At 74.1% G+C, this 21,621-nt stretch carries 16 protein-coding genes and 1 pseudogene; 4 read left to right on the plus strand and 13 right to left on the minus strand.

Going from position 1 to position 21,621, the window contains the following annotated elements; translation table 11 throughout:
- Positions 1-2: 2 nt before the first annotated feature.
- On the minus strand, positions 3-602 hold the full coding sequence (locus OG823_RS29420; RefSeq protein ID WP_371483126.1) for a GDSL-type esterase/lipase family protein: 600 nt from the start codon (positions 600-602) through the stop codon (positions 3-5).
- 295 nt (positions 603-897) lie between these two features.
- Between OG823_RS29420 and OG823_RS29425 the strand changes: the two genes are divergently transcribed.
- The gene (locus tag OG823_RS29425) at positions 898-1,527 is read left to right on the plus strand and encodes a class I SAM-dependent methyltransferase (RefSeq protein ID WP_371483127.1); all 630 of its coding nucleotides are present in this window, start codon (positions 898-900) and stop codon (positions 1,525-1,527) included.
- 288 nt (positions 1,528-1,815) lie between these two features.
- Here OG823_RS29425 and OG823_RS29430 read toward each other — a convergent pair whose 3' ends face one another.
- Complete coding sequence (locus OG823_RS29430) at positions 1,816-2,250, minus strand: heme-binding protein (protein ID WP_371483128.1); 435 nt, start codon at positions 2,248-2,250, stop codon at positions 1,816-1,818.
- 86 nt (positions 2,251-2,336) lie between these two features.
- Entirely contained in the window at positions 2,337-3,563 is a 1,227-nt protein-coding gene (locus OG823_RS29435) for an MFS transporter (protein WP_371483129.1), read from the minus strand.
- Between the two features lie 137 nt (positions 3,564-3,700).
- Here OG823_RS29435 and OG823_RS29440 point away from each other — a divergent pair, with 137 nt between their 5' ends.
- The 3 genes from OG823_RS29440 to OG823_RS29450 all read left to right on the plus strand — a co-directional run bounded on the left by OG823_RS29440 (position 3,701) and on the right by OG823_RS29450 (position 9,088).
- Entirely contained in the window at positions 3,701-4,159 is a 459-nt protein-coding gene (locus tag OG823_RS29440; protein ID WP_371483130.1) for a MarR family winged helix-turn-helix transcriptional regulator, read from the plus strand.
- Positions 4,160-4,377: 218 nt separating this feature from the next.
- Positions 4,378-7,077 carry a GH92 family glycosyl hydrolase gene (locus OG823_RS29445; RefSeq protein WP_371483131.1) on the plus strand — a complete coding sequence of 900 codons (2,700 nt, stop codon included), beginning with the start codon at positions 4,378-4,380 and terminating at the stop codon, positions 7,075-7,077.
- Positions 7,078-7,555: 478 nt separating this feature from the next.
- Positions 7,556-9,088 carry an MDR family MFS transporter gene (locus OG823_RS29450; RefSeq protein ID WP_371484695.1) on the plus strand — a complete coding sequence of 511 codons (1,533 nt, stop codon included), beginning with the start codon at positions 7,556-7,558 and terminating at the stop codon, positions 9,086-9,088.
- Between the two features lie 465 nt (positions 9,089-9,553).
- On the opposite strand, the gene OG823_RS29455 is transcribed toward OG823_RS29450, so the two are convergent.
- The 10 genes and pseudogenes from OG823_RS29455 to OG823_RS29500 form a co-directional block, all read right to left on the minus strand.
- The gene (locus tag OG823_RS29455) at positions 9,554-10,792 is read right to left on the minus strand and encodes a styrene monooxygenase/indole monooxygenase family protein (RefSeq protein ID WP_371483132.1); all 1,239 of its coding nucleotides are present in this window, start codon (positions 10,790-10,792) and stop codon (positions 9,554-9,556) included.
- 103 nt (positions 10,793-10,895) lie between these two features.
- Positions 10,896-11,486, minus strand: coding sequence for an ATP/GTP-binding protein (locus OG823_RS29460; RefSeq protein ID WP_371484696.1), 591 nt, complete (start codon positions 11,484-11,486; stop codon positions 10,896-10,898).
- Between the two features lie 70 nt (positions 11,487-11,556).
- Positions 11,557-12,030, minus strand: coding sequence for a DUF742 domain-containing protein (locus OG823_RS29465; protein ID WP_371483133.1), 474 nt, complete (start codon positions 12,028-12,030; stop codon positions 11,557-11,559).
- Between the two features lie 20 nt (positions 12,031-12,050).
- Positions 12,051-12,485, minus strand: a complete 435-nt coding sequence (locus OG823_RS29470) for a roadblock/LC7 domain-containing protein (protein ID WP_371483134.1) — start codon at positions 12,483-12,485, stop codon at positions 12,051-12,053.
- Positions 12,482-14,578: an ATP-binding protein gene (locus OG823_RS29475; protein ID WP_371483135.1), complete on the minus strand. Its 2,097-nt coding sequence runs from the start codon at positions 14,576-14,578 to the stop codon at positions 12,482-12,484. Before OG823_RS29475 ends, OG823_RS29470 begins: the two co-directional genes overlap by 4 nt.
- A 556-nt stretch (positions 14,579-15,134) precedes the next feature.
- Positions 15,135-15,638: a MarR family winged helix-turn-helix transcriptional regulator gene (locus tag OG823_RS29480; protein WP_371483136.1), complete on the minus strand. Its 504-nt coding sequence runs from the start codon at positions 15,636-15,638 to the stop codon at positions 15,135-15,137.
- Between the two features lie 109 nt (positions 15,639-15,747).
- Positions 15,748-17,637: an FUSC family protein gene (locus OG823_RS29485; RefSeq protein ID WP_371483137.1), complete on the minus strand. Its 1,890-nt coding sequence runs from the start codon at positions 17,635-17,637 to the stop codon at positions 15,748-15,750.
- Positions 17,638-18,270: 633 nt separating this feature from the next.
- Positions 18,271-18,651 (minus strand): annotated as a pseudogene (locus OG823_RS29490) (MarR family winged helix-turn-helix transcriptional regulator); the annotation flags it as partial.
- Between the two features lie 332 nt (positions 18,652-18,983).
- Positions 18,984-19,937, minus strand: a complete 954-nt coding sequence (locus OG823_RS29495) for a zinc-binding alcohol dehydrogenase family protein (protein ID WP_371483138.1) — start codon at positions 19,935-19,937, stop codon at positions 18,984-18,986.
- Positions 19,938-20,123: 186 nt separating this feature from the next.
- The gene (locus OG823_RS29500; protein WP_371483139.1) at positions 20,124-21,461 is read right to left on the minus strand and encodes an FAD-dependent monooxygenase; all 1,338 of its coding nucleotides are present in this window, start codon (positions 21,459-21,461) and stop codon (positions 20,124-20,126) included.
- Positions 21,462-21,621: the final 160 nt, after the last annotated feature.

Below are 21,621 nucleotides of genomic sequence, written 5' to 3' on the forward strand. Positions count from 1 at the left end.
CGTCAGCCCGCCAGCCAGCGCAGCCAACCGGGTGCGAGCAACTCGGCGAGCACGTCGTAGCCGGCGGCCCCGGGGTGGGCGCCGTCACCGACCCGCACCTCGTGCATCCACACCGCACTGTCACGCAGCGCCTGGTGGACGGAGAGGTACGGGACGGACGCGTCGCCGCAGATCTCGGCGAACCGCTCGTCGAGGGCAGCCGTCCGGGCGTTCTGCCCGGCGTCGTCGACCGGCGGCGGCGCCACCACCAGGACGGGCCACCCCCGGGAGGCCGCCTGATCCAGCATCAGCGCCAGATTCGCCGCGGACTCCTCGGGCCCCACCCGCGGTCGCCCGTCCGCGTGGGTGGTGTCGTTGACACCGAGCGAGAGCACCACCCGGCGGTCGTCGCCGTCGCGCAGCCGCTGGTCGCACTCGCCCAGCCAGCGGCCCAGGATGTCGCTCGAAGTCTGGCGCCGGACACCGAGGTTGTAGGAGGTGAGGGGCTGCCCGTCGGCGTGGGCCCGCGCGGCCAGCCGGCCCGCCCAGCCGAGGCAGCGGGGGTCGCCGACGCCGGCGACGAAGGAGTCCCCGACGAAGCAGATGCGGAGGTCACGGGTCATGGCCCGATCCTCGCACGCCCGTCGGGGCGGCCAGGGGTGCGTTCCAGCACCCGGGACGGCCGGTCGCCGGAGCCCCCGCCGGAGCCCCCGCCGGGCGGCCCCGGTCGGTCGACCTGCGCCGGTGCGGCCGCCGTGGCTGCGCGCCGCCACCACCGTCGCCGCTGCTGCCACCGACCCGGGCGGGGCGAGGTCTACCCTTCGTGCCAGGGGCCGGTCCGGGCCGGTCCGGGGCCGGTCGGGGCCGCTGCGCCCGACCCCGGCCCGACGTTTCGCCCGACCGAGGAGGAGTACCCGGATGGACAGTCACGCCTGGGACGCGCGCTACGGCGCCACCGATCTGGTCTGGGGCACCGAACCCAACCGCTGGGTGGTGCGGGAGACCGGCGGTCTGCCCGTGGGGCGGGCGCTCGACCTCGCGGCGGGGGAGGGGCGCAACGGCATCTGGCTCGCGGCCGGGGGGTGGCGGGTGACCGCCGTCGACTTCTCCCGGGTCGCCCTGGAGCGGGGCCGGCGGCTCGCGGCCGCGCTGCCGGGGGAGGTGGCCGACCGGCTGACCTGGATCCGGGCCGACGCGCTCGACCACCGGCCCGAACCGGGCGGCTACGACCTGGTGCTGATCGCCTACCTTCACCTGCCGGCCGAGCAGCGGCGCAGCGTGCTGGCGATGGCCGCCGACGCGCTCGCTCCCGGCGGCACCCTGCTGGTGGTCGGTCACGCGAGTGCCAACCTGACCGAGGGGGTCGGTGGCCCCCAGGACCCGGGGGTGCTCTACAGCCCCGGGGACATCGAGGCCGATCTCGCCGGGCGCGGCCTGCGGACCGAGCGCGCCGAGCACGTCCGACGGCCCGTCACCACCGTGGACGGCCGGGTCGAGCAGGCGGTCGACACCCTGGTCCGCTCTCGCCGCGCCGAGCCGGCCGGCTGACCGGGCCGACCGGCGGCGTCATTTCGACGGCGACGTGCGATCGCCATCCGCTGGTCCTGCCGGGGTGCCATGGTGTCCCTCCCGCCGATGGGCTTGACGAGATCAACGGTAGGAAGAGGGGGCGGGTGCGGGCCATGGAGGCCACCGGCGTCCGCGGGGTGGGGTTTACCCCCGGGCCGCCCCCGGGCCGCCCCCGGGCCGCCCCCGGGCCGCCCCCGGGGCAGCTCCCGCGACGACCGCGCCCCCGCGTCCGGGCAGGGCGGAGGGCGCGGGAGCGGTGCGCCGGGCTCAGGCGGTGAGCGCCGAGCCGAGCGCCGTGACGGCGATCGCGTGGTCCTGCTCCGGCGCGCCGCCGCCGACCCCGACGGCGCCGATCAGCCGCCCGCCGCGGTGCACGGGGATGCCGCCGGCGATGAAGAGCAGCGGCCGGTCCAGCGCGGTGGGCAGGGTGTGGAAGAGCCCGCCGGGCCGGACCGCCTCGACCAGGTCGGCGGTCGGGGTGTCGAGCTGCAGCGCGGTGTACGCCTTGCGGGTGCTGGTCTCGCCGGAGATCAGCACCGCCCGGTCGTCGCGACGGAAGGCGAGCAGGTGGCCGCCCGCGTCCAGGACGGTGATGCTGACCGCGACGCCCTGCGCCTCGGCGGCGGCGCGGGCGCTCTCCACCAGGACCTGCGCGTCCTGGATGGTCAGCGGTGCGACGGCTGCGGTGGTGGTGGTGCTCATGACGCTGCTCCTTGTGGGTGAGGTGGTGCGGTGCCGCTTGGGTGCGGTGGCGCGGTGCGGGGCGGGGTGGCGCGGTGCGGGTCGGTTCAGTGCTGCAGGGCCGGGGCAGGCGCCGGGGCGGCCTCGGCCCTGCTCCCCGTGTCGTCCCGGCCGCTGCCGTCGCCGTCGCGGCCGCGGCGCTCCAGCGCACCGGAGACCAGCGCCAGCAGCAGGGCGGAGGCCGCGAGCGCCGCGCCCACCCAGTCAGGGGCGGTGTAGCCGAAGCCGGCCGAGATGACCATGCCGCCGATCAGTGCGGCGATGGCGTTGCCGAGGTTGAAGGCGCCGATGTTGACGGCGGAGGCCAGGGTCGGGGCCCCGGCGGCCTGGTCCAGCACCCGCTTCTGCAGCGGCGGGACGGTGGCGAACCCGAGGGCGCCGATCAGGGTGATGGTCACGGCGGCCGCGAACTTGTCGTGGGCGGTGACGGTGAACAGGGCCAGCACGAGGGCGAGCGAGCCCAGGGTGACGTACAGCAGCGGCATCAGGGCCCGGTCGGCGAATCGGCCGCCGACCAGGTTCCCGCCGACCATGCCGAGGCCGAACAGGACGAGCAGCCAGGTGACGGAGGAGTCGGCGAAGCCCGCCACCTCGGTCATCATCGGCGAGATGTAGGTCACGGCGGCGAACACCCCGCCGAAGCCGAGCACCGTCATGGCCATCGCCAGCAGAACCTGGACGTTGCGGAAGGCGGCGAGTTCGTGCCGCAGGCGGACGCCTTCGGGGCGGGGGATCTCGGGCACCAGCCGGGCGATGCCGACCAGGCCGAGGACACCGAGGCCCGCGACGATGAAGAAGGTGGCGCGCCAGCCCATGGACTGGCCCACGTAGGTGCCCAGCGGCACGCCGACCACGTTGGCGACGGTCAGGCCGGTGAACATCATCGCGATGGCGCCGGCCTTCCTGGCCGGGGGGACGAGTCCGGCCGCTACCACGGAGCCGATGCCGAAGAACGCGCCGTGCGCGAGGGAGGCGACCAGCCGTCCGACCACCATCACCCCGAAGACGGGCGCGACGGCGGAGAGGACGTTGCCGATCACGAACAGCACCATCAGCAGCATCAGCATCCGCTTGCGGGACACCTTCGTGCCGAGGACGGTCATGACCGGCGCGCCGAGCAGCACGCCGAGGGCGTAGCCGGTGACCAGCCAGCCGGCGGTCGGGATGGACACGCCGAAGTCCCCGGCGACCTGGGGCAGCAGGCCCATGATCACGAACTCGGTGGTCCCGATACCGAAGGCCCCGATGGCGAGGGCCAGTAGTGCGAGAGGCATGGGGGCACCTTCCAGATGATTGCTTCCGTGCCTTACAGGCGCCAACAATAGTTGCAGACGCGGGATGATTGCAAACACTGGCTATTGCGGACGTGCTCTATCCTGGGGAGCGCACGAGATGGAGGAGGAAGCCGGAGATGACCGCCACGGACCCCGCACTCACCGCCCTCGCCCAGGGCTGGTGCGCCCTGTCGCTGCTCCACGGGCGGATCGAGAGCCACGTCGAGAAGGCCCTCCAGGCCGCCCACGCACTGAGCGTGCGCGAGTACTCGCTGCTCGACGTCCTCAGCCGCCAGCACGACGGCGAGGGCGGCCACCTCCAGATGAAGCAGGTCGCGGACGCCGTCGTGCTCAGCCAGAGCGCCACCACCCGGCTCGTCACCCGGCTGGAGGACCGCGGACTGCTCGCCCGCTACCTCTGCCCGACCGACCGGCGCGGCATCTACACCGACGTCAGCGAGAGCGGGCTGGCCCTGCTGGAGCAGGCCCGCCCCACCAACAACGGCGCACTGCGCGAGGCCCTGGACGCGGCCGCAGAGGTGCCCGAGCTGGCCCCGCTGGTCTCGGCGGTCGAAACGCTGCGCGTCCCGGCCTGATCGCGCGCCCTGCGCCGGGCCCGTGCGCAGGCCCCCGACGCTGCGGGCCCCGGGGGGACGGAGGGGAGCGATCGTCAGGAACACCGGCGTGAGGGCGCGTTGGCACTGCTCCCATCGGTGGGATTCCGGCCGCCCGGTCGCCGTGGTCTTTGACACTCCCCGTCGGCCGTCCAAGAATCCGGACGATATGACTTTCTCCTGAGAGAAGGCAGCCGTCCGTGCTCCGACCACGATGCGTCCGGCTGTTCGGCGCGGTTCTGCTGGCGGCGCTGAGCGCCGGTGGTGTCGTCGCCGCTCCGGCCCGAGCGGCCGCCACGCAACCCACCCGGTACGTGGACCCCTTCATCGGTACGGACGACAGCACCGCCCCCGATCCGGTGGCGGGCGGCTCCGGGGGCAGCACCTACCCCGGGGCGGTCGTCCCGTTCGGCGGGGTGCAGTTCGGCCCGGACACCCCCACCGCCTCGCCGTCCGGATACCGCTTCTCCGACACCGCGGTCGAGGACTTCAGCCTGACGCACTTCGACGGCGCGGGCTGCGCCAACAACGAGGACCTGCCGCTGCTGCCGGTCACCGGCGAGATCGGCGCCTCCCCGGGCACCGGATGGACGGGTTACGCCTCGGCGCACAGCAAGGCGGAGGAGTCCGCGGCGCCCGGCTACTACCGCACGGTGCTGGAGCGCTACGGCACGGGGGTCGAGCTGACCGCCACCACCCGCACCGGCATGGGCCGCCTGACGTACCCCGCCTCGACCGCCGCCCGGCTGCTCCTCGGCGCCGGCCGCAGCGCGACCGGCGACCGCGCCGGATCGGTGCGGATCGACGGGTCGGAGATCACCGGCAGCATGACCGCGGGCGGCTTCTGCGACGCGTCCAAGACCTACCAGATCTACTTCGACCTGCGGTTCGACCGGGAGCCCACCGGTTTCGGCACCTGGACCGGTGACGAGGTCACGGCCGGCTCCGCCGACGCCTCGGGCACCAGGACCGGCGCCTACGTCACCTTCGACACGACGAGCGCACCGGTGGTCCGGTTCAAGGTCGGCATCTCGTACGTCAGCGTGCAGGGCGCTCAGCGCAACCTCGCCGCGGAGAACCCGGGCTGGGACTTCGACGCCGTGCGCGCAGCCGCCGACGCGGCGTGGAACGGCGTCCTCGACCGGGTGCAGGTCTCCGGTGGCACGGCCGCCGACCTGCAGAAGTTCTACACCGCGCTCTACCACGTCTTCCAGAGTCCGAACGTCTCCAGCGACGTCGACGGCGCCTACCGGGGCTTCGACGGCGCCGTGCACAGCTCGGCCCACCCGGTTTACCAGAACTACTCGGGCTGGGACGTCTACCGCTCGTGGGCGGCGCTGGTCGCCCTGCTCGCGCCGGCCGAGGCGAACGACATCGCCCGCTCACTGGTGCTGGACGGGCAGCAGGGCGGCCTGCTCCCGAAGTGGTCCCAGCAGACCAACGAGGACCTCGTGATGACGGGTGATCCGGGCCCGATCGTGGTCGGCAGCCTGTACGCCTTCGGCGCGCGCGACTTCGACACGGCCGCGGCGCTGTCGCTGATGGAGAAGTCCTCCGGGGGCGGCACCACCCAGGGCAGCCCGATCCGCGGGAACCAGGCGGCCTTCACCGGCCTGCACTACATCCCCGGCAGCCCCTCCGACTCGCTGGAGTACGCCGCCTCGGACTTCGCGGTGGCCCGGTTCGCCCACGCCCTCGGCGACGAGGAGTCCTACCGCACCCACCTGACCCGGGCGCAGTGGTGGCGCGAGTCGTTCGGCCCGGAGTCCGGCTACGTGCAGCCGCGCGAGGCCGACGGCGGCTGGCGCCGGCCGCTCGACCCGGCGAGCCCGTCCGGGTTCACCGAGGGCAACGCCGCGCAGTACACCTGGATGGTCCCGTACGACTACGCCGACCTGGTCGGGGCCATGGGCGGCCGGTTCGTCGCCCGCCAGCGACTGGACCACCACTTCACCGAGGTGAACGCGGGCCAGAGCAGGCCCTACTACTACATCGGCAACGAGCCCGAGCACGGTGTCCCGTGGGCGTACAACTTCGTGGGTCACCCGGCCGGCGCCTCGGACGCGGTGCGCCGGGTGGCGACCGAGTCCTTCACCACCGGCCCCGGCGGGCTGCCCGGCAACGACGACCTGGGCGCGACCTCGGCCTGGTACGTCTGGGCGGCGCTCGGCATGTACCCGGTGACGCCCGGCGCCGACACGCTCGCCCTGCACGGGCCGCTCTTCCCCGGCCTGGTGATCCGGCGCCCCGGCGGTGACATCACCGTCGCCACCTCGGGAGTCGGCCCCTACGTCCAGGGCCTGACGGTCGGCCGGGCGGCCACCACCCACAGCTACCTCCGCTACCCCGATCTGGCGGCCGGGGCGCAGCTGACCTACACGATGGGCGCGGCTCCCGGCCCGGACTGGGGCACCGGCGCGCAGGACGCCCCGCCCTCCTTCGCCGACGGGGGCACGCCGTTCCCCGAGGCGCCGGACCTCGGCGAGAACCTGGCCCTGGGCAGGCCGGTGACGGCCTCGGCGCCCTGCGCCGCCGCCGAGCCGGGTACGAACGCGGTGGACGGCGCGCTGCGCGGCGACAGCAAGTGGTGCTCCGCACAGGCGGGCGCCGCGCTGGAGGTCGACCTGGGATCCGCGCGGACGGTGTCCTCGTTCGTGGTCGTGCACGCCGGGCTCGGCGGCGAGAGCACCGCCTGGAACACCGCCGACTTCCGGATCAGGACCAGTACGGACGGCAGCGGTTGGAGCACGGCGGTGGACGTCACGGGCTCCCGCTCCAGCCGGACGGTCCACCTCGTCACCCCGCAGTCGGTGCGGTACGCCCGGCTGGAGGTGCTGCGGCCCACCGCGACGGCCGATCCGGCGACCCGGATCTACGAGTTCGAGATCCACGGCGGCTGACCCCGCCCGCGACCCGCCTGCGGCCCGGCCCGGCCCGGACCGGCCCGGACCGGCCCCGGGGTTCGGCCGTGAGGCAGGGCACAGGATTCGTGCCCCCCGCAATGGTTGCCTGGAGCAACCAAGTGATATGGTTGCCCCGGGCAACCAACGGGCGTGGCGATGGACGGCGAACCCTCGACCGCCTCGGGTGGGACGCGTGTCGTCGAACTCGCCGACCAGCTCTGCGTCGACCTGTCGGCCGTCGGCCGGCCGCCGCCGGACAGGGAGGGGACCGGTCGCCCGTCGGCCGAACCCCGCCGCCGCCCGGTGACGCAGCGCCCTGAGCCGCACTCCCGGAGCGTGGCCGCCCGGCCGAGGCGCGGCATCGAACCACCCGAACCACCCCGCCGAGCACGACGGGACCAAGGAGAAGCACGTGTCACACCAGCCGACCACCGGAGTGCCCGCGGCAGCGGGGACGGCGCAGGCGGCGGGCCCCATGACGCACCGGCAGATCATGGAGGCGCTCTCCGGCCTCCTGCTCGGACTGTTCGTGGCGATCCTCTCCAGCACCGTGGTGTCCAACGCGCTGCCCCGGATCGTCTCCGACCTGCACGGCAGCCAGTCCACCTACACCTGGGTGGTCACCGCGACCCTGCTCGCGACCACCGTCTCGACCCCGATCTGGGGCAAGCTCGCCGACCTGACCAGCAAGAAGCTGCTGATCCAGCTCTCCCTGGGCGTCTACATCGTCGGCTCGGCGCTGGCCGGCCTCTCCCAGAACAGCGGCATGCTGATCGCCTGCCGGGTGGTGCAGGGCCTCGGCGCCGGCGGCCTCACCGCGCTCGCCCAGGTCATCCTGGCGACCATGATCCCGCCGCGTGAGCGCGGCAAGTACAACGGCTACCTCGGCGCGGTCATGGCGGTCGGCACCATCGGCGGCCCGCTGCTCGGCGGCGTCATCGTCGACACCTCCTGGCTCGGCTGGCGGTGGTGCTTCTACGTGGGCGTCCCGTTCGCCGCGCTCGCCCTCGTGGTGCTGCAGCGCACGCTCAAGCTCCCGGTGATCCGGCGCACGGTGAAGGTCGACTACCTCGGCGCCGTCCTGGTCAGTGCGGCGGTCAGCCTGCTGCTGGTCTGGGTCTCGCTGGCGGGCGACAGCTTCGCCTGGGGCTCCTGGCAGACCGCGGTGATGGTGCTCGGCGCACTGGCGCTGGCGGCCTTGTTCGTCCGGGCGGAACTGCGCGCGGCCGAGCCGATCATCCCGATGCACCTGTTCCGCAACCGGACGGTCAGCCTCTCGGTCGTCGCCAGCCTGGCGGTCGGCACCGCGATGTTCGGCGCGACGGTCTTCCTCAGCCAGTACTTCCAGATCAGCCGGGGCAAGTCGCCGACGATGTCCGGGCTGATGTCGCTGCCGATGATCATCGGTCTGACCGCCTGCTCCACCGTGGTCGGCCGGCTGATCTCGGCCTCGGGCCGCTGGAAGCGGTACCTGGTGGCCGGCGGGGTGCTGCTGACCGTCGGCTTCGCGCTGATGTCGACCGTCCGGGCCGACACCTCCCTGGTGCTCCTCGCCGGCTACATGTTCCTGGTCGGCTGCGGTCTCGGGATGACCATGCAGAACCTGGTCCTCGCGGTGCAGAACACCGTGCCGATGAGCGAACTCGGCGCCGCCAGCTCGGTCGTGGCGTTCTTCCGCACCCTCGGCGGCACGATCGGCGTCTGCGCCCTCGGCGCCGTGCTGGCCGCCCACGTCAAGACCTACACCGCCGAGGGCCTGGCCGGGATCGGCGTCACCCCGGCCGGCGGTGACGGCTCGCTGCCCGACGTCCGCACCCTGCCCGCCCCGCTCGCCCACGTGATCGAGGGCGCGTACGGGCACGCCACCGGCGGCGTCTTCCTGATCGCGGCGCCGATCGCGCTGGCCGCCCTGATCGCGATCCTGTTCGTCAAGGAGACCCCGCTGCGCACCGGCGCGCGGCCGCAGGAGCCCGCGCCGGCGCAGGAGAGCGTGCCGGCCCGCGGCTGACCCACGAACTCGGTGGTCCAGCAAGGCCCGGGGACGGGGCCGGACCGCCGAAGAACGCACCCAGGGCATCGGTGCGTTCCCCAGAAGGTCGGGCCGGACCGCTGCACGCGGTCCGGCCCGTCCGCTTTGGCACGGCGGTTCCGGCCCCGCCCGCTTTGGTACGGCGGCGGTCTGCCGGGCGAGGGCCGCCCCCGTGCTCACGTCGGGCCGAGCACCCGGATGACGTTCTGGCCGCTCGGGCTGTCCGAGCCGCCCTGCCGCGTGAGCCGTTCCTCTCGCCCGGGCCGCCCGTCACCGCCGAGGTCGTGGTCCGCGCCCGGTGAAGCCGCCCGGGGTCTGCCGCAGTTCGACGTCCGCCGTCGGCCGTCCGTCACCCGACGGCTTCGGGCGGGGCCGGGACAACGCCGTGGCCCCGGCCCCGCGGTGCGGGGGCCGGGGCCACGGCGGGCGGCGGTGAGGCCGGCGTCAGCCCTGCGGCGTCACCGAGGCGAGGTACGCGGCGGCCTTCTCCGGCTCGAAGAACCAGTGCTCGAAGTCGGCCGCGTCGGCGAAGCCGTTGGCGAAGCGGTCGGCGACCTGCGGGAGCTGGCCGGCCGCGCCGAGGAGGTTCAGCACGTGCTCCGGCGGCGGCGCCAGCATGGCGTTGGTCCACTTGGTGACGTGCTGCGCGCCCTCCCAGTAGCGGTCGAAGGCGGACTGCATGAAGTCACGGTCGAAGGGCTTGTCGCCGTGCTCCAGGATGGCGTCCAGGTAGACGGAGGCGCACTTGGCGGCGTTGTTCGAGCCCTGGCCGGTGATCGGGTCGTTCGCGACGACCACGTCGGCCACGCCCAGCACCAGTCCACCGCTGGGCAGTTCGCCGATCGGGTTGCGGACCACGGGCGCGTAGCGGCCCGCGAGCGTGGCGCCGGCATCGGTCAGCTCCACGCCGTCGCGGGTGCGGTCGTACTCCCAGGGCGTGAAGGTCCGCATCAGCTCCAGGGTGAGCCGCAGGTGCTCGCCCGGGTCCTTCACATCGCCGAAGACGTCCAGCGGACCGCCCGGGATGCCCTCCCAGAACAGGATGTCGCCCGGGCCCGAGGTGGTCAGGCAGGGCATCACGAACAGCTCGCCGACGCCCGGCACGAGGTTGCACCGAACGGCGCGGAAGTCGTGCTCCGGGCGCGGACCGAGACCGTGCACGTAGCTGACGGCCAGCGCGCGCTGCGGCGCGTCGTAGGGGGAGCGGGAGGCGTCCCGGCCGAACATCGAGACCAGCTCGCCCTTGCCGGCCGCGACCAGCACCAGGTCGTACGTACGCGCGAAGTAGTCCAGGTCGGAGACGGCGACGCCGTGCACCACGACCTGGCCGCCGCGCTCGGCGAAGGTCTCCAGCCAGCCGGACATCTTGACCCGCTGGTCGACCGACTGCGCGTAGCCGTTCAGCCGGCCCACCCAGTCGATCACCCGGGCCGTCTCGGGACCGGTCACCGAGACACCGACGCCCTCGATTCTCGGGGCCTCCTGCTCCCAGAAGTTGATGCCGAGATCCCGCTCGGTCTGCAACGCGGTGTCGAACATGCACTGGGTGGACATCACCCGGCCGTCGCGGATCTCGTCCGCCGTGCGGTTGGTCATCACGGTGACGTCGTAGCCGTTGGACTGGAGCCCCAGCGCGAGCTGGAGCCCGGCCTGCCCGGCCCCGACGATCAGTATCCTGCGCATCGCTGCCTGCCTTCTCGAAATGGTGGTGGTGTGTCCGCCGCGCCGGGCCGCCCGGCCTGCCCGGTTCGCCCGGGCGGGCCGGACACCGGTCGGCGGGGACGGCTCAGCGGTGCCCGGCCGTCGCCGACTCCTGCGCCAACGCGTGCACGACCAGGGCGGTCAGCACCTCGACGGACGAGGACCGCTGTCGCGCGTCGCACAGCAGCAGCGGGATGTGCTCGGGCAGCGCCAGCGAATCCCGTACGGCGTCGACGGAGTACACCGGGGCGCCGTCGAACTGGTTCACCGCCACCACGAACGGCAGCCCGGTGCCCTCGAAGTAGTCCAGCGCGGGGAAGCAGTCGGCCGGCCGGCGGGTGTCGGCGAGGATCACCGCGCCGACCGCGCCGCGCACCAGGTCGTCCCACATGAACCAGAACCGGCCCTGCCCGGGGGTGCCGAACAGGTAGAGCACCAGATCCGACTCCAGGCTGATCCGGCCGAAGTCCATCGCCACCGTGGTGGTCCGTTTGCCGGGGACGGCGTCGGAGTCGTCGATCCCCCGGCTCGCCTCCGTCATCACCGCCTCGGTGGTCAACGGCGGGATCTCGGAGACCGAGGCGACGAACGTGGTCTTGCCCACGCCGAAGCCGCCCGCCACCACGATCTTCGTGGAGGTCGCCGTCCCGGCGACCAGGGGAATGCCCGGCGGTATCGCCGGAGTTGCGGGCGCGACGTTCGTGACGTGCGCGTCCGGCGTTGCTGAGGCCCGTTCCCGTGCGGCCTCAGAGCTTGCGAAGTCCACCCAGCACCTTCTCCAGCAGATCCCGCTTCGACGTTCCGTACGCCTCGTCCGTGCCGTCCGTGGAACCGGTCGCGGAGTCCGCGCCGTGCACCCGGATCCGGCCCTGGTCCGCGAGGTCGCTCACCAGTACCTTGACCACGCCCAGCGGGATCCCCAGCAGCGCCGAGATCTCCGCGATCGAGCGCATCTGCCCGCGGCAGACCTCGCAGATCGCCGCCAGCTCGGGCAGCGCCCGGTCGGACGGGTCGGCAGGCCGGTTGAGGGCCGAGACGAGGGTCTCGACCAGCAGTACCCGGGCGAACCGTGTCCGGCCCCGGGTGATGGTGTAGGGCCGGACCCGGGACGACCGCCCCCGGCCGGGCCGCGCCGCATCGGTCCGCGGTGTCCGGACCACGTGGGCCTGCCCCGCTCCGGGCGCGGCTGTGTGCGTACTGCCGTTGCCGTCACCGGCCATGCTTCCCACCTCCCTGCGCCTCATCGGACGGCCATCGTCCGGTGGAGTTCGCTGCGCACCTGGGGCGTCAGCGCGTGTCCGGCGCGCTCGACGAGCAGCGCCATCTGGTAGGCGACCACGCCCAGATCGCATTCGAGCGAGGCGTACACACCGAGGCAGGAGCCGTCGCTGATCGCCATCACCACGAGATGCCCCTGATCCATGGTCACCATGGTCTGCTTCACGGTGCCGCGGTCCAGCGAGCCGGCCGCGCCGGCCGCCAGGCTGGTCAGCGCCGACACGATGGCCGACAACTGCTCGGACCGGCCGCCGTCGCGGGAGTCCGCGAGCAGCAGGCCGTCCGAGGAGACCACCACGGCGTCGACGACGCCGGTCACCGAGCCGAGGAACTCGCCGAGCAGCCACCGCACGTTGCCGGCCGCCTGACTGACCTTGCTCTGTCCGTAGCCGTTCATCGGTTGTCCCCTTCGACGGCCGCACTGCGCGGCTGCTGCTCCGGTAGGGCCTGCCCGCCACCGGGGCCGGCCGGTTCGGCGCCTTCGGCCGGGCGACCCTCGGCGCTCCCCTGCGCCGCATCACGGGCCGCGCGCCGCAGGCCGCCCTGGAAGACGCCGAGCCGGCGGCGCAGCTCCTCGGGCGAGGTTCCGCTCCGGACCGGGGCGGGCGCGCCCGCCTCCGCGGCGGTGGTCACGGTCTGCGCGGGCGTGCCGAAGGCCTGCACGGGTGCGACGGCGGGTGTGGGGCCGGCGGGTGCGGGTGTGGGTGCGGGTGCGGGAACGGGCGTGGACGCCGGCTCCGTCGCTTCGGTGGCGAGCCGCCGAAGGCCGGAGGCGGGCATCTCCCCGGTGCCCGGGAGTCCGTTGCCCCTGGGGACGCGGCGGGGCAGGCCGAGCGCCGTGACGGGGCCGTCCGTCGTCGGGCTTCCCGTCGTGGGGCCTCCCGTCCTCGGGCCGTCCGCGGCGGGTCTGCCGGCCGACACCGGGGTTCCCTGCGGACCGGTCTGCGCCGCCGGGTCCGTCGCGGACGCCGCCGGAGCGGGCTGCGGGGACTGCGGAACCTGCGGGGAGAGTGGGGACTGCGCGGGCTTGCGGCGCGGCAGGGCGGGCAGCTCCCCGTCCGAGACCGGCTGCCCGGCGGCCGCCCGGAACGCCCCGGTGACCGCTGCGGGCGTGGCCGGCGGCGCGAGTGCCGCGGCGGCCTCGGCCTCGGCCCGGGCGCTCTCCGCCGCCGAGGTGGCGGTGCGTTCCGCGCGGCGCTGGTCGTCGAGGTCCGTGCTGGTCACGGCGTCCTGCTGGAGGGCCTCGCGGGGCAGCATGACCATCGCGGTCACGCCGCCGCCCTGCGGGTTCTCACGCAGCTGCACCCGGATGCCGTGCCGCCGGGCGAGCCGCGCGACGACGAACAGGCCCATGCTCCGGCCGGTCAGGGCGCCGGCGAGCAGGGCGTCACGCCGGCCGGCGCCGGCTTCGGCGGGCTCCGACAACTGCTCGTTGAGGGCGCGCAGCCGCTCGCCGGGCAGGCCGATGCCGCGGTCGATCACGGAGATCATCAGCTCGCCGTTGTCCAGCAGCCAGCCGCCGACCTCGACCTGATCCTGCGGCGGTGAGAACGCGGTGGCGTTCTCCAGCAGTTCGGCCACCAGATGGCTGGTGTCGTCGGCGACCGCGCCGCTGAGCCGGATCGAGGCCAGGAAGCCGAGCCGGACCCGTTCGTACCGCTCGATCTCGGACACGGCCGCGCGGACCACGTCCAGCAGGGTGACGGTCTTACGGCTGCGGTGGCTGTTCTCCAGGCCGGCGAGCAGCAGCATGTTCTCGCTGTTGCGGCGCATCCGGGTGGCCAGGTGGTCGAGCCGGAAGAGGCTCTCCAGCTGCGCCGGGTCGGCCTCGCGCCCCTCCAGGTTCTCGATCAGGACGAGCTGGCGCTCCACCAGTGTCAGCGTCCGCATCGCCAGGTTGACGAAGGTCGCGTCGACGCTTCCCTCCAGCTCGTCGCGCTCCCGGGCCAGTTCGTCCCGTTCCTTGGCGAGGGAGTCGTGCGCCGCGTGGAGTTCGGCGAGCCGGGCGGCGGTCCCGGCCTGCTGCTCGGCGGCCTCGGTCCACTGCCGGGTCAGCTCGTCCTGTTGCCGGAGCAGGTTCTCGCGCTCCTGGAGCAGCGCCTGCCGCTCGCCCGCGAAGGCCTGCAAGCGGCGTTCCTGGTTCTCGCGTTCGGTGGCGAGAACGGCCCGTTCCTCCAGTACCGCACCGAGGTTGCTGGCGTCCTGGGCGCGGGCGCGCTCCAGCGGACGCTTGGTGATCCGGCGCGCGGCCAGGGCGCTGCCGCCGGCCAGGACGGCCGCCGCCGCGGCGCTCGCACCCCAGAACGCGGGTGTGGCGGAGCCGTCCGCACCGGCGCCGCAGCCGGAGAGGGACAGCACGGCCAGGCAGCAGGCGAGGGGACGTGGAAAACGTCCGGCCGCCCGGACCACGCCCGGTACCGGCAGGCCCTTCGCGGGGCCCTCGTCGGCCGGGCCGCCCAGGGCCCGCCCGGGGCTCCGACGCTCCGTCATCCTTGTATGCAACGGTGCTCACAATCTCGTCAGACCCCAGGTGAGCAAGCACATTGAGGTCTTCGTGGATCTCAAAGGAGGACGGTAACCCCCGATCCCGCCGCAGACACCCGCGAGAGTCAACCGTAGAAGGAGGTGGACAAACAAGATCAACTCCGGGGCCTCTTCGGTCACTTCTCTGACACATTGTCATGCTTGCCCGAGTTGTCGCAGGTCAGAGCGGTACGGACAGTCGCACCTTCGAAACTTTGGGTCACCCGGTGTGATGGAGATCTCATTCGGCCCTTGTGGCCGTACGTGGTCGAACTCATCGGGTCCGCAAGGCGACCGAGTGCTCGGGGAGTCTCGGCCGGCCGGCGGACCCTCTGCGCCGGACTCGTCGGACGCCGGGCCGGCGGACCCGCCGGGCACGTCCTGCCGTAACGCGCGGTGGTGCGCGCCGGCGCGTCGCGCTCTGCCGTGCCGCGAGGTGAGGGCGCTCCGGCGTACCGGGCGGTAACCGCGCTCTGCCGTAGCGCGCCGCGCGCCGCGCCGCCCGTGAGTCAGCCGGGGTCCGTCAGCCGGCGACGCGGCCGGTGCTTCCCTCCAGGGCGAGCAGCAGCCGGCTGAGTGCCTCGGCGAGGTCGTCGCGCTGCTCGCTGCTCAGGCCCGCGAGCAGCGCGTCGTCGTAACCCAGCAGCTCCGGGTAGAGCCGGTCGACCAGGTCCGTGCCGCTCGGGGTCAGTGAGAGGTGGGCCACCCGGCGGTCCCGCTCGTCGATCCGACGGCTCACCAGACCGAGGGATTCCAGCCGGCGCAGGCGCTTGGTGACGGCGGCTCCGGACGCGAAGCTCTCCCGGGCCAGCTGGGTGGGCGTCAGTTCGTGGCCGACCCGGCGGAGCGCGCCGAGGATGTCGAATTCGGACCGGGCCAGGCCCTCGCGGCCGAGCGGGCCGCCGGTGCCCTGCTGGAGCAGCGCCGAACAGCGGTTCAGCCGGCCGATCACCGCGATCGGGCCGGTCTCCAGCCCCGGGTACGCCCGCTCCCACTGCCGCAGCACGCCGGCGACGACATCCTCCACGCGCGTGCTCCCGTTCGTCGCGGCCGACGCGGTGGCCGGCGGCTGTGCTGCGGGCCGGCGGGCGGGCCGACCGCCTCGATTCTACGGCCGCCGACCTGTGCCGGTCGGCCTAGAGTGCCGCCGTCCCGCGGCTCGGCGCCGCGCGGCCCCGCAGCAGGGCGGCGAGCAGCAGGTGCCCACGCTGCTCGGTCTCGGCGACCCGCTCGTGCGGCAGTACCGGCTGCCACCACTCGCCGGCCGCGGTGTCGGCGGCCTCCCGCAGCTCGACCAGGGTGTGCGCGAGTCGGCCGCGGGCGGCGGCGACCGCCCCGGCGGTCGCCCCTTCGGCGACCACTGCTTCGGCCGTCGCCTCCTCGGCCCGTGCTGCGGTCGTTGCCGGGGTCGGGGTCGTGGTCGTGGTCGGGGTCGTGGTCGGGGTCGTTGTCGTTGCCGTACCGCCTGTTCGCGTGCCGGTCGTCGGTGTGGTGGTCGTCGGTGTTGCGGTCATGGGTGTTGCGCCCGCTGCGGCGTGGGCTGCTGCGGCCGCGTCGTCCACCCCGGTGAGCGCGTGCTCCAGTCGCGTGGCGGTCCGCCGGTTGGTGACGAGCAGGCAGGCGGCCAGTCCCGCCAGGGCGCCGATGCAGGTGTCCAGCCAGCGGTCCGCCACCATCTCCCGGGCCGGGTGGTAGCCGGCGAACTCGGTCATCACCAGGGCCATCGGCGTCACCAGGACGCTGGCCAGCCAGTAGCTGCGCGCGATCGTCGCCTCGGCGCCGAACTGGCACAGCAGCCCGAGCAGGACGAGGGCGAGCTGCCCGGAGTGGGAGACCGGCAGCAGCGCGGTGAACAGCACCAGCCCGAGCAGGTTGCCGAGTACGCGCTGCAGAGCCCGCTGCCAGGACAGCGCGCTGTTGGCCTGGAACACCGAGGCGGCGGTCACCACCGCCCAGTACGGGCGGCCGACGCCGAACGCCATCGACAGCCACCCGGCGGCGGCGCAGCCGACGGCCACCCGCAGTCCGATCGGGAGTAGGGGCGAGCCGGGACGCAGCGCCTGTCGCAGTGCCCGGCGCAGCGCCCGACGCGGTCCGCCGACGGGCGCGACGGCGGGACGGGCGGCGGCTTCGCGCAGCTCGTGGGCCTCGGCCGGTGTGAGGGGCTCCGGAGAGGGCAGCGGACGGCCCCGCCGCAGGCCGCGCGCCCAGCTCTCGTAGCGGTCGGCGCGGCCGTCGTCCGCTGCGGTGGCGGCCAGCGCGGATTCGCCGCGCAGCAACAGGGCGTGGAGCGCGGCCGTGTTCTCCCGCCGGGCGGTCCGCGGCTCCCTCCCGGGCGCGCGCGGGGCGAGTGCCTGCCGCCCCGCGCCCACGGCGGCCGCCAGCGCGGCCTGCGCGTGCGGGCGTCCGGCCGGCTCGCTGCGGAGCAGTCGGGCGGCGGCCTCCAGGGCCCGCGCGACCGCGATCCGTTCGGGGCCGTGCGGGCGAATCAGGGCCGGCGCCAGGCAGACCAGCCAGGCCAGCGCCGCACCGCCCGCGGTGAGCGCGAGGTGGAAGGGGAGGTCGCCGAGCCGCTGGGGGACGAAGGCGCAGCTCGCGCTCGTGAACGTGATGATGATGCTGCCGGGGGGCCCGATCCGGGTCGCGTCGCAGACCACCTTGTGCACGGCGGCGAGCGAGGCGGCGACCGCGACCAGCACGGTGACGGATCCGGTCAGCGCCGAGGCGGTCAGCGCAGCCGCGGTGCTGGCCACCGTGCCGAGTGCGACGGCGGCGAGCGTCCGTGTCCGGGCCGGGTACGGCAGCCCGTGGCCGTACAGCGCGACCAGGGCGCCGGCGGAGGTGTAGAGCGAGAGGTCCAGGCGGCCGGCGCCCAGCAGTACGAAGTTCAGCGCGGCGAGTGCCACGACCGCGCTGACGGCCGGCTTGTGCCAGATGTCCCCGGGGGCGCCGAGCCGGAAGACCTGGCGCAGCGGCGGGAGGGGGCGGCGGAGCGCGGGTACGGGGAGGGTGAGCTGTCCGGCCATACCGGAAAGCTTAGCAGGTAATTTACTCGTAAATGATATGCGGGCTCGATCGACTCCGATGCCTGCCGTCACCGGCGGCCGGCGCTACCCCTGGGCAGTGAGCGCCCGGGCGCGGGCAGCGACCTGGTCGAGGACGCGGGCGGCGGTCGCGAGCTCGGCCGGGTCCAGCCCGCCGTAGACCTGCTCGGTGATGTCGGCGGTACGGGACTGGATCTCGTCGCTCAGCGCCCAGCCGGCCGGTGTGAGCCCGACCAGGCCGGCTTCGTCCAGGGTGGCGAGGCCCTGGGCGGTCAGGGTGGGGACGATCAGGGGTGCGTCCTTGGCCGTCACCGCCAGGCTCTCGACGAGGATCTCGGCCAGACGGTCCTGCGGCAGGGCCGTGCCGTGGCTCGCGACCAGGCGCAGGGCGGTCGACTGGGCGAAGTCGATCCCGTGCTGGTCGAGCTCGCGGTTGAGGACGGCGCGGATCGCGTTGAAGGCCACACCGATGTTCCGGCCGGTGAGCGTCGGCTGGGGTGCGGCCTGGGGTGCGGCCTGCGGTGCGGCCTGGGCGGCGGTGCTGGGAGGTGTCGACCGGGGCGTGGACTCGGATGTGGGCTGCTGCGACATGCTGGTGCTCCTGTTCCGGATGCCCAGAAGCGTCCGAAGTGAGTCGGTCAGCGCGCGGGTCTGCGGGCTGCGGGTGCCGCCGAGCGGGGCGGTGAGTTCCTGGAGGAGCTCGTGGACGATGCCGATGGCGCGGACCGCGACGTCGCTGCCCTGTGCGGTGAGGCCGAGCTGGACGGCGCGGGAGTCGTCCGGGTGCTGGGTGCGGAGCAGCAGGCCGGAGCCCTCCAGTGTCCGGGCGAGCTTGGAGACGAAGATCGGCTCCAGGCCGGTGTGCTCGGCCAGCTCGCGCTGGCTCGGGCGGCGTCCGCTCCTGGCCATGCCGTAGAGGGAGGCGAGCAGGGAGTACTGGGCATGGGTCAGCCCCAGCGGTGCGACGGCGCGGTCGGTGGCGGCGCGCCACTTCATCGAGAGCCGCCAGACCAGGTAGCCGGGCGTGTGTCCGCGGGGCTCCCCGGCAGGTTCGTCGACGGGCTCCTCGACGGTTGTGGCGGACGGCGGATCGGTCGGCGTCTTCTCCATGGTCGATACAGTACACGGACATAGTATCCATGGCTACTATCTGCTGACGCGAAGGGTTGTGCCGCGCGGTCGGTCGGGTCCGCGGTCGGTCGGGTCCGCGATCGGTCGGGTCCGCGATCGGCGGGTCCACTGTCGGTCGGGTCCGCGATCGGGCGGGTGCCCGAGTGGGCAGGCGGCCCCGGGAAGCCGGTCGCAGGAGTGGCTCCCCGGGGGGTGGGTCAGAGCTTCGGGTCGAGCAGCAGCTTGCCGAACGTCCGGCGGGCGCGCAGGTCGGTGTGGGCGCGCGCCGCCTCGGAGAGTGGATAGACCCCGCCGAGGTGCGGCTTCAGCCGGCCGTCGATCGTCATCGCGAACAGCTCGGCCATCGGTTCGCGGTACATCCCCGGCCGCCCGACGCAGTGCATCAGCCAGAAGCCCACCACGGCCCGCGAGCGCCCCATCAGCTGGGCCGCCGTCACCGGCGTGGGCTCCTGCCGCGAGGCCATCCCGTACGTGACCAGCCGCCCGAACGGAGCGAGCGCGGCCAGCGAGGCGTCGAACACCGGGCCGCCGGTCATCTCCAGCACGATGTCGACCTTCCTGCCGCCGTTGGCCTCGATCAGCCGTTCCTTCAGGCCTTCGGCGTCGCCGTCGACGGCGACGTCCGCGCCGAGTTCGAGGGCGAGGTCGCGCTTCTCCTTCGAGGAGGCGGTGGCGATCACCCGGCCGGCCCCGAACTGCTTCGCCAGCTGTACGGCCAGGGAGCCGGTGCCACCGGCGGCGGCGTGGACCACAACCGATTCGCCCTCGGCGATCCTGGCGGAGGTGCGCAGCAGGTGCCAGGCGGTGAGGCCCTGCACCACCAGGGAGAGTGCCTGGCCGTCGGTCACCTCGTCCGGGACGTCGTGGGCCATCGACTCCCGGACGGCGGCCCGCTCGGCGTACCCGCCGTTGTCGCAGATCGCGACCACCCGTCGGCCGTCGGCGGTGCGCCCGACGACCTCGCCACCCGGTACCAGCGGCAGTGCCGTCCGTGAGAGGTAGGAGTCCTCCACGGCGTGGGTGTCCGCGTAGTTCACGCCGGCCGCCGCGACATCCACCAGCAGATGTCCCGGCTGGGCCTCCGGCTCGGGCAGATCGACGACGTGCAGCACCTCGGGGCCGCCGAACTCGGTGATCCGGATCGCTCGCACAAGCACTCCCTACCAGTGGGTAACCATTGCTGGTCAGCCAACACCGCCCGTGGGCCCGATGTCCAGAGCGGAGAGGTGTGTTTCCTGTGCGTACCCAGCGCGGCCGCGCCGGGGCTGCCACGGACTCGCGCCGGTGATCGCGCGAGGAGCCGGGAGCGCGGGGCCCGGCTTCCGGCTCCGCGCCCGCTACCGGCCGGGTGGTGCGGCGAGGGCCTGGCCGCCGAAGCCGGTCGCGCCGTCCACCTGGCTGTTCCACCAGGCGACCACCTGCGGGCCGTCGATCGTGGTCCAGTCGGGGGCCTGCTCGACCTGGGCCCGCCCGAGCCTGCGTCCGAGGGACACCAGGGCGCGCCCGGCCTCGCCGCGCTCCCGTTCGTAGGCGGCGAGCAGCTCGCTCCAGCCGGCGCTGCGCCGCCAGGCCGCTTCGAAGGCGCAGGCGTCCTGCAGTGCCTTGGCCGCTCCACTGGTGTTGTGCGGGCGCACCACGGCGGCGGCGTCGCCCGCCAGCAGCAGTCGGCCCCGGGTGCGGCGCGGGGTGTCGAGGTCGTGGATCGGCTGGAGCAGTGTGCGCACCGGCGGGGTCAGTGCCAGGACCTCGGCCCAGTACGGCGGGAGGTGGCGCTCGGCGAGCTGCCCCAGGCGCCCGGCCAGGTCGGCGGCGAGGGCGCCGGGCGGGATGCCGGCCGGGGCGTCGGATCGCGCTCCGGTGGCGGGCGGCTCGGTGTAGAACACCCAGTTCACCATCAGGGTGCCGGGCTCAGGACCGGGGATCCGGTACAGCACGCACTGGCCGCCGGGAAAGCAGACCGTGATCGCGGCGGTCGCGGGCCAGGCCTCGGCGGCGGGGGTGCCGAGCTCGGCCAGCCGTTCGGCGGGGAAGCTGCCGCGCCAGCAGACGTATCCGGCGTACTGGGGGCCGGCCTCCGGGCAGACGGCCGCGCGCACCACCGAGCGGTAGCCGTCGGCGCCGATGACCAGGTCGAACCGCTCCTCGCCGCCGGCGACCAGCCGGACGCTCGCACCGCCGGTCCCGCCCGCCGGCCCCTCCGTCCCATTGGCCGGGCTGCCGTTCGCCGGAATGCCTTTCGCCGCGCTGCCGTTCGCCGCGTCGGTCCCGTTCGCCGCCGGGGCGGGCACGTTCGCCACCGCGGCCACGGTGTCGCCCAGCCGGTACTCGACCGACGCCGGGGTCCGCTCGCGCAGGCCGCGCCAGAGCAGACCCCAGTGGTAGGAGCGGAACGGGAAGGGCTGGTCCCAGAGCAGCCGCCCCGATGGGGAGCCGTCCCGGGTGAGCCAGTGCCGCCGGGTGAGCCGGTGCCAGGCGATGGAGTCGTCCAGGTACCCGGCGACGGCCAGTTCGGCGTACCGGTCGTCGTGCACGCAGAGGCCGACCCCGCGGTCCGTCAGCTCGCCGTACGTGCGCTCCAGGACGACCACCCGATCGGCCCCGGCGCGGGCGGCCGCCGTGGCGAACGCGCAGCCCGCGATACTTCCGCCCACCACCGCGACACCGGCCGCACGCATGGTCACCTCCGCCGCGATCCCGAACACGTCCCGTCACGGCGACGGTACGCCGCACACGGAGAAGTTGACGCGACATCAGTGAACTGCGTGCGGCGGCGTCGCCCGGACACGACGGGAGGGTGCGGCCAGGTGATGGCCGCACCCTCCCGTCGCCGGACCG

The sequence above is a fragment of the Kitasatospora sp. NBC_00315 genome, assembly GCF_041435095.1.
Taxonomy (GTDB): Bacteria; Actinomycetota; Actinomycetes; order Streptomycetales; family Streptomycetaceae; genus Kitasatospora.

What these genes read in the sequence shown, in the direction of transcription:
- OG823_RS29420 (WP_371483126.1), bottom strand. Translation starts at nt 602, where the DNA reads ATGACCCGTGACCTCCGCATCTGCTTCGTCGGGGACTCCTTCGTCGCC.
- OG823_RS29425 (WP_371483127.1), top strand. Translation starts at nt 898, where the DNA reads ATGGACAGTCACGCCTGGGACGCGCGCTACGGCGCCACCGATCTGGTC.
- OG823_RS29430 (WP_371483128.1), bottom strand. Translation starts at nt 2,250, where the DNA reads ATGAGCACCACCACCACCGCAGCCGTCGCACCGCTGACCATCCAGGAC.
- OG823_RS29435 (WP_371483129.1), bottom strand. Translation starts at nt 3,563, where the DNA reads ATGCCTCTCGCACTACTGGCCCTCGCCATCGGGGCCTTCGGTATCGGG.
- OG823_RS29440 (WP_371483130.1), top strand. Translation starts at nt 3,701, where the DNA reads ATGACCGCCACGGACCCCGCACTCACCGCCCTCGCCCAGGGCTGGTGC.
- OG823_RS29450 (WP_371484695.1), top strand. Translation starts at nt 7,556, where the DNA reads ATGACGCACCGGCAGATCATGGAGGCGCTCTCCGGCCTCCTGCTCGGA.
- OG823_RS29455 (WP_371483132.1), bottom strand. Translation starts at nt 10,792, where the DNA reads ATGCGCAGGATACTGATCGTCGGGGCCGGGCAGGCCGGGCTCCAGCTC.
- OG823_RS29465 (WP_371483133.1), bottom strand. Translation starts at nt 12,030, where the DNA reads ATGGCCGGTGACGGCAACGGCAGTACGCACACAGCCGCGCCCGGAGCG.
- OG823_RS29470 (WP_371483134.1), bottom strand. Translation starts at nt 12,485, where the DNA reads ATGAACGGCTACGGACAGAGCAAGGTCAGTCAGGCGGCCGGCAACGTG.
- OG823_RS29475 (WP_371483135.1), bottom strand. Translation starts at nt 14,578, where the DNA reads ATGACGGAGCGTCGGAGCCCCGGGCGGGCCCTGGGCGGCCCGGCCGAC.
- OG823_RS29485 (WP_371483137.1), bottom strand. Translation starts at nt 17,637, where the DNA reads ATGGCCGGACAGCTCACCCTCCCCGTACCCGCGCTCCGCCGCCCCCTC.
- OG823_RS29500 (WP_371483139.1), bottom strand. Translation starts at nt 21,461, where the DNA reads ATGCGTGCGGCCGGTGTCGCGGTGGTGGGCGGAAGTATCGCGGGCTGC.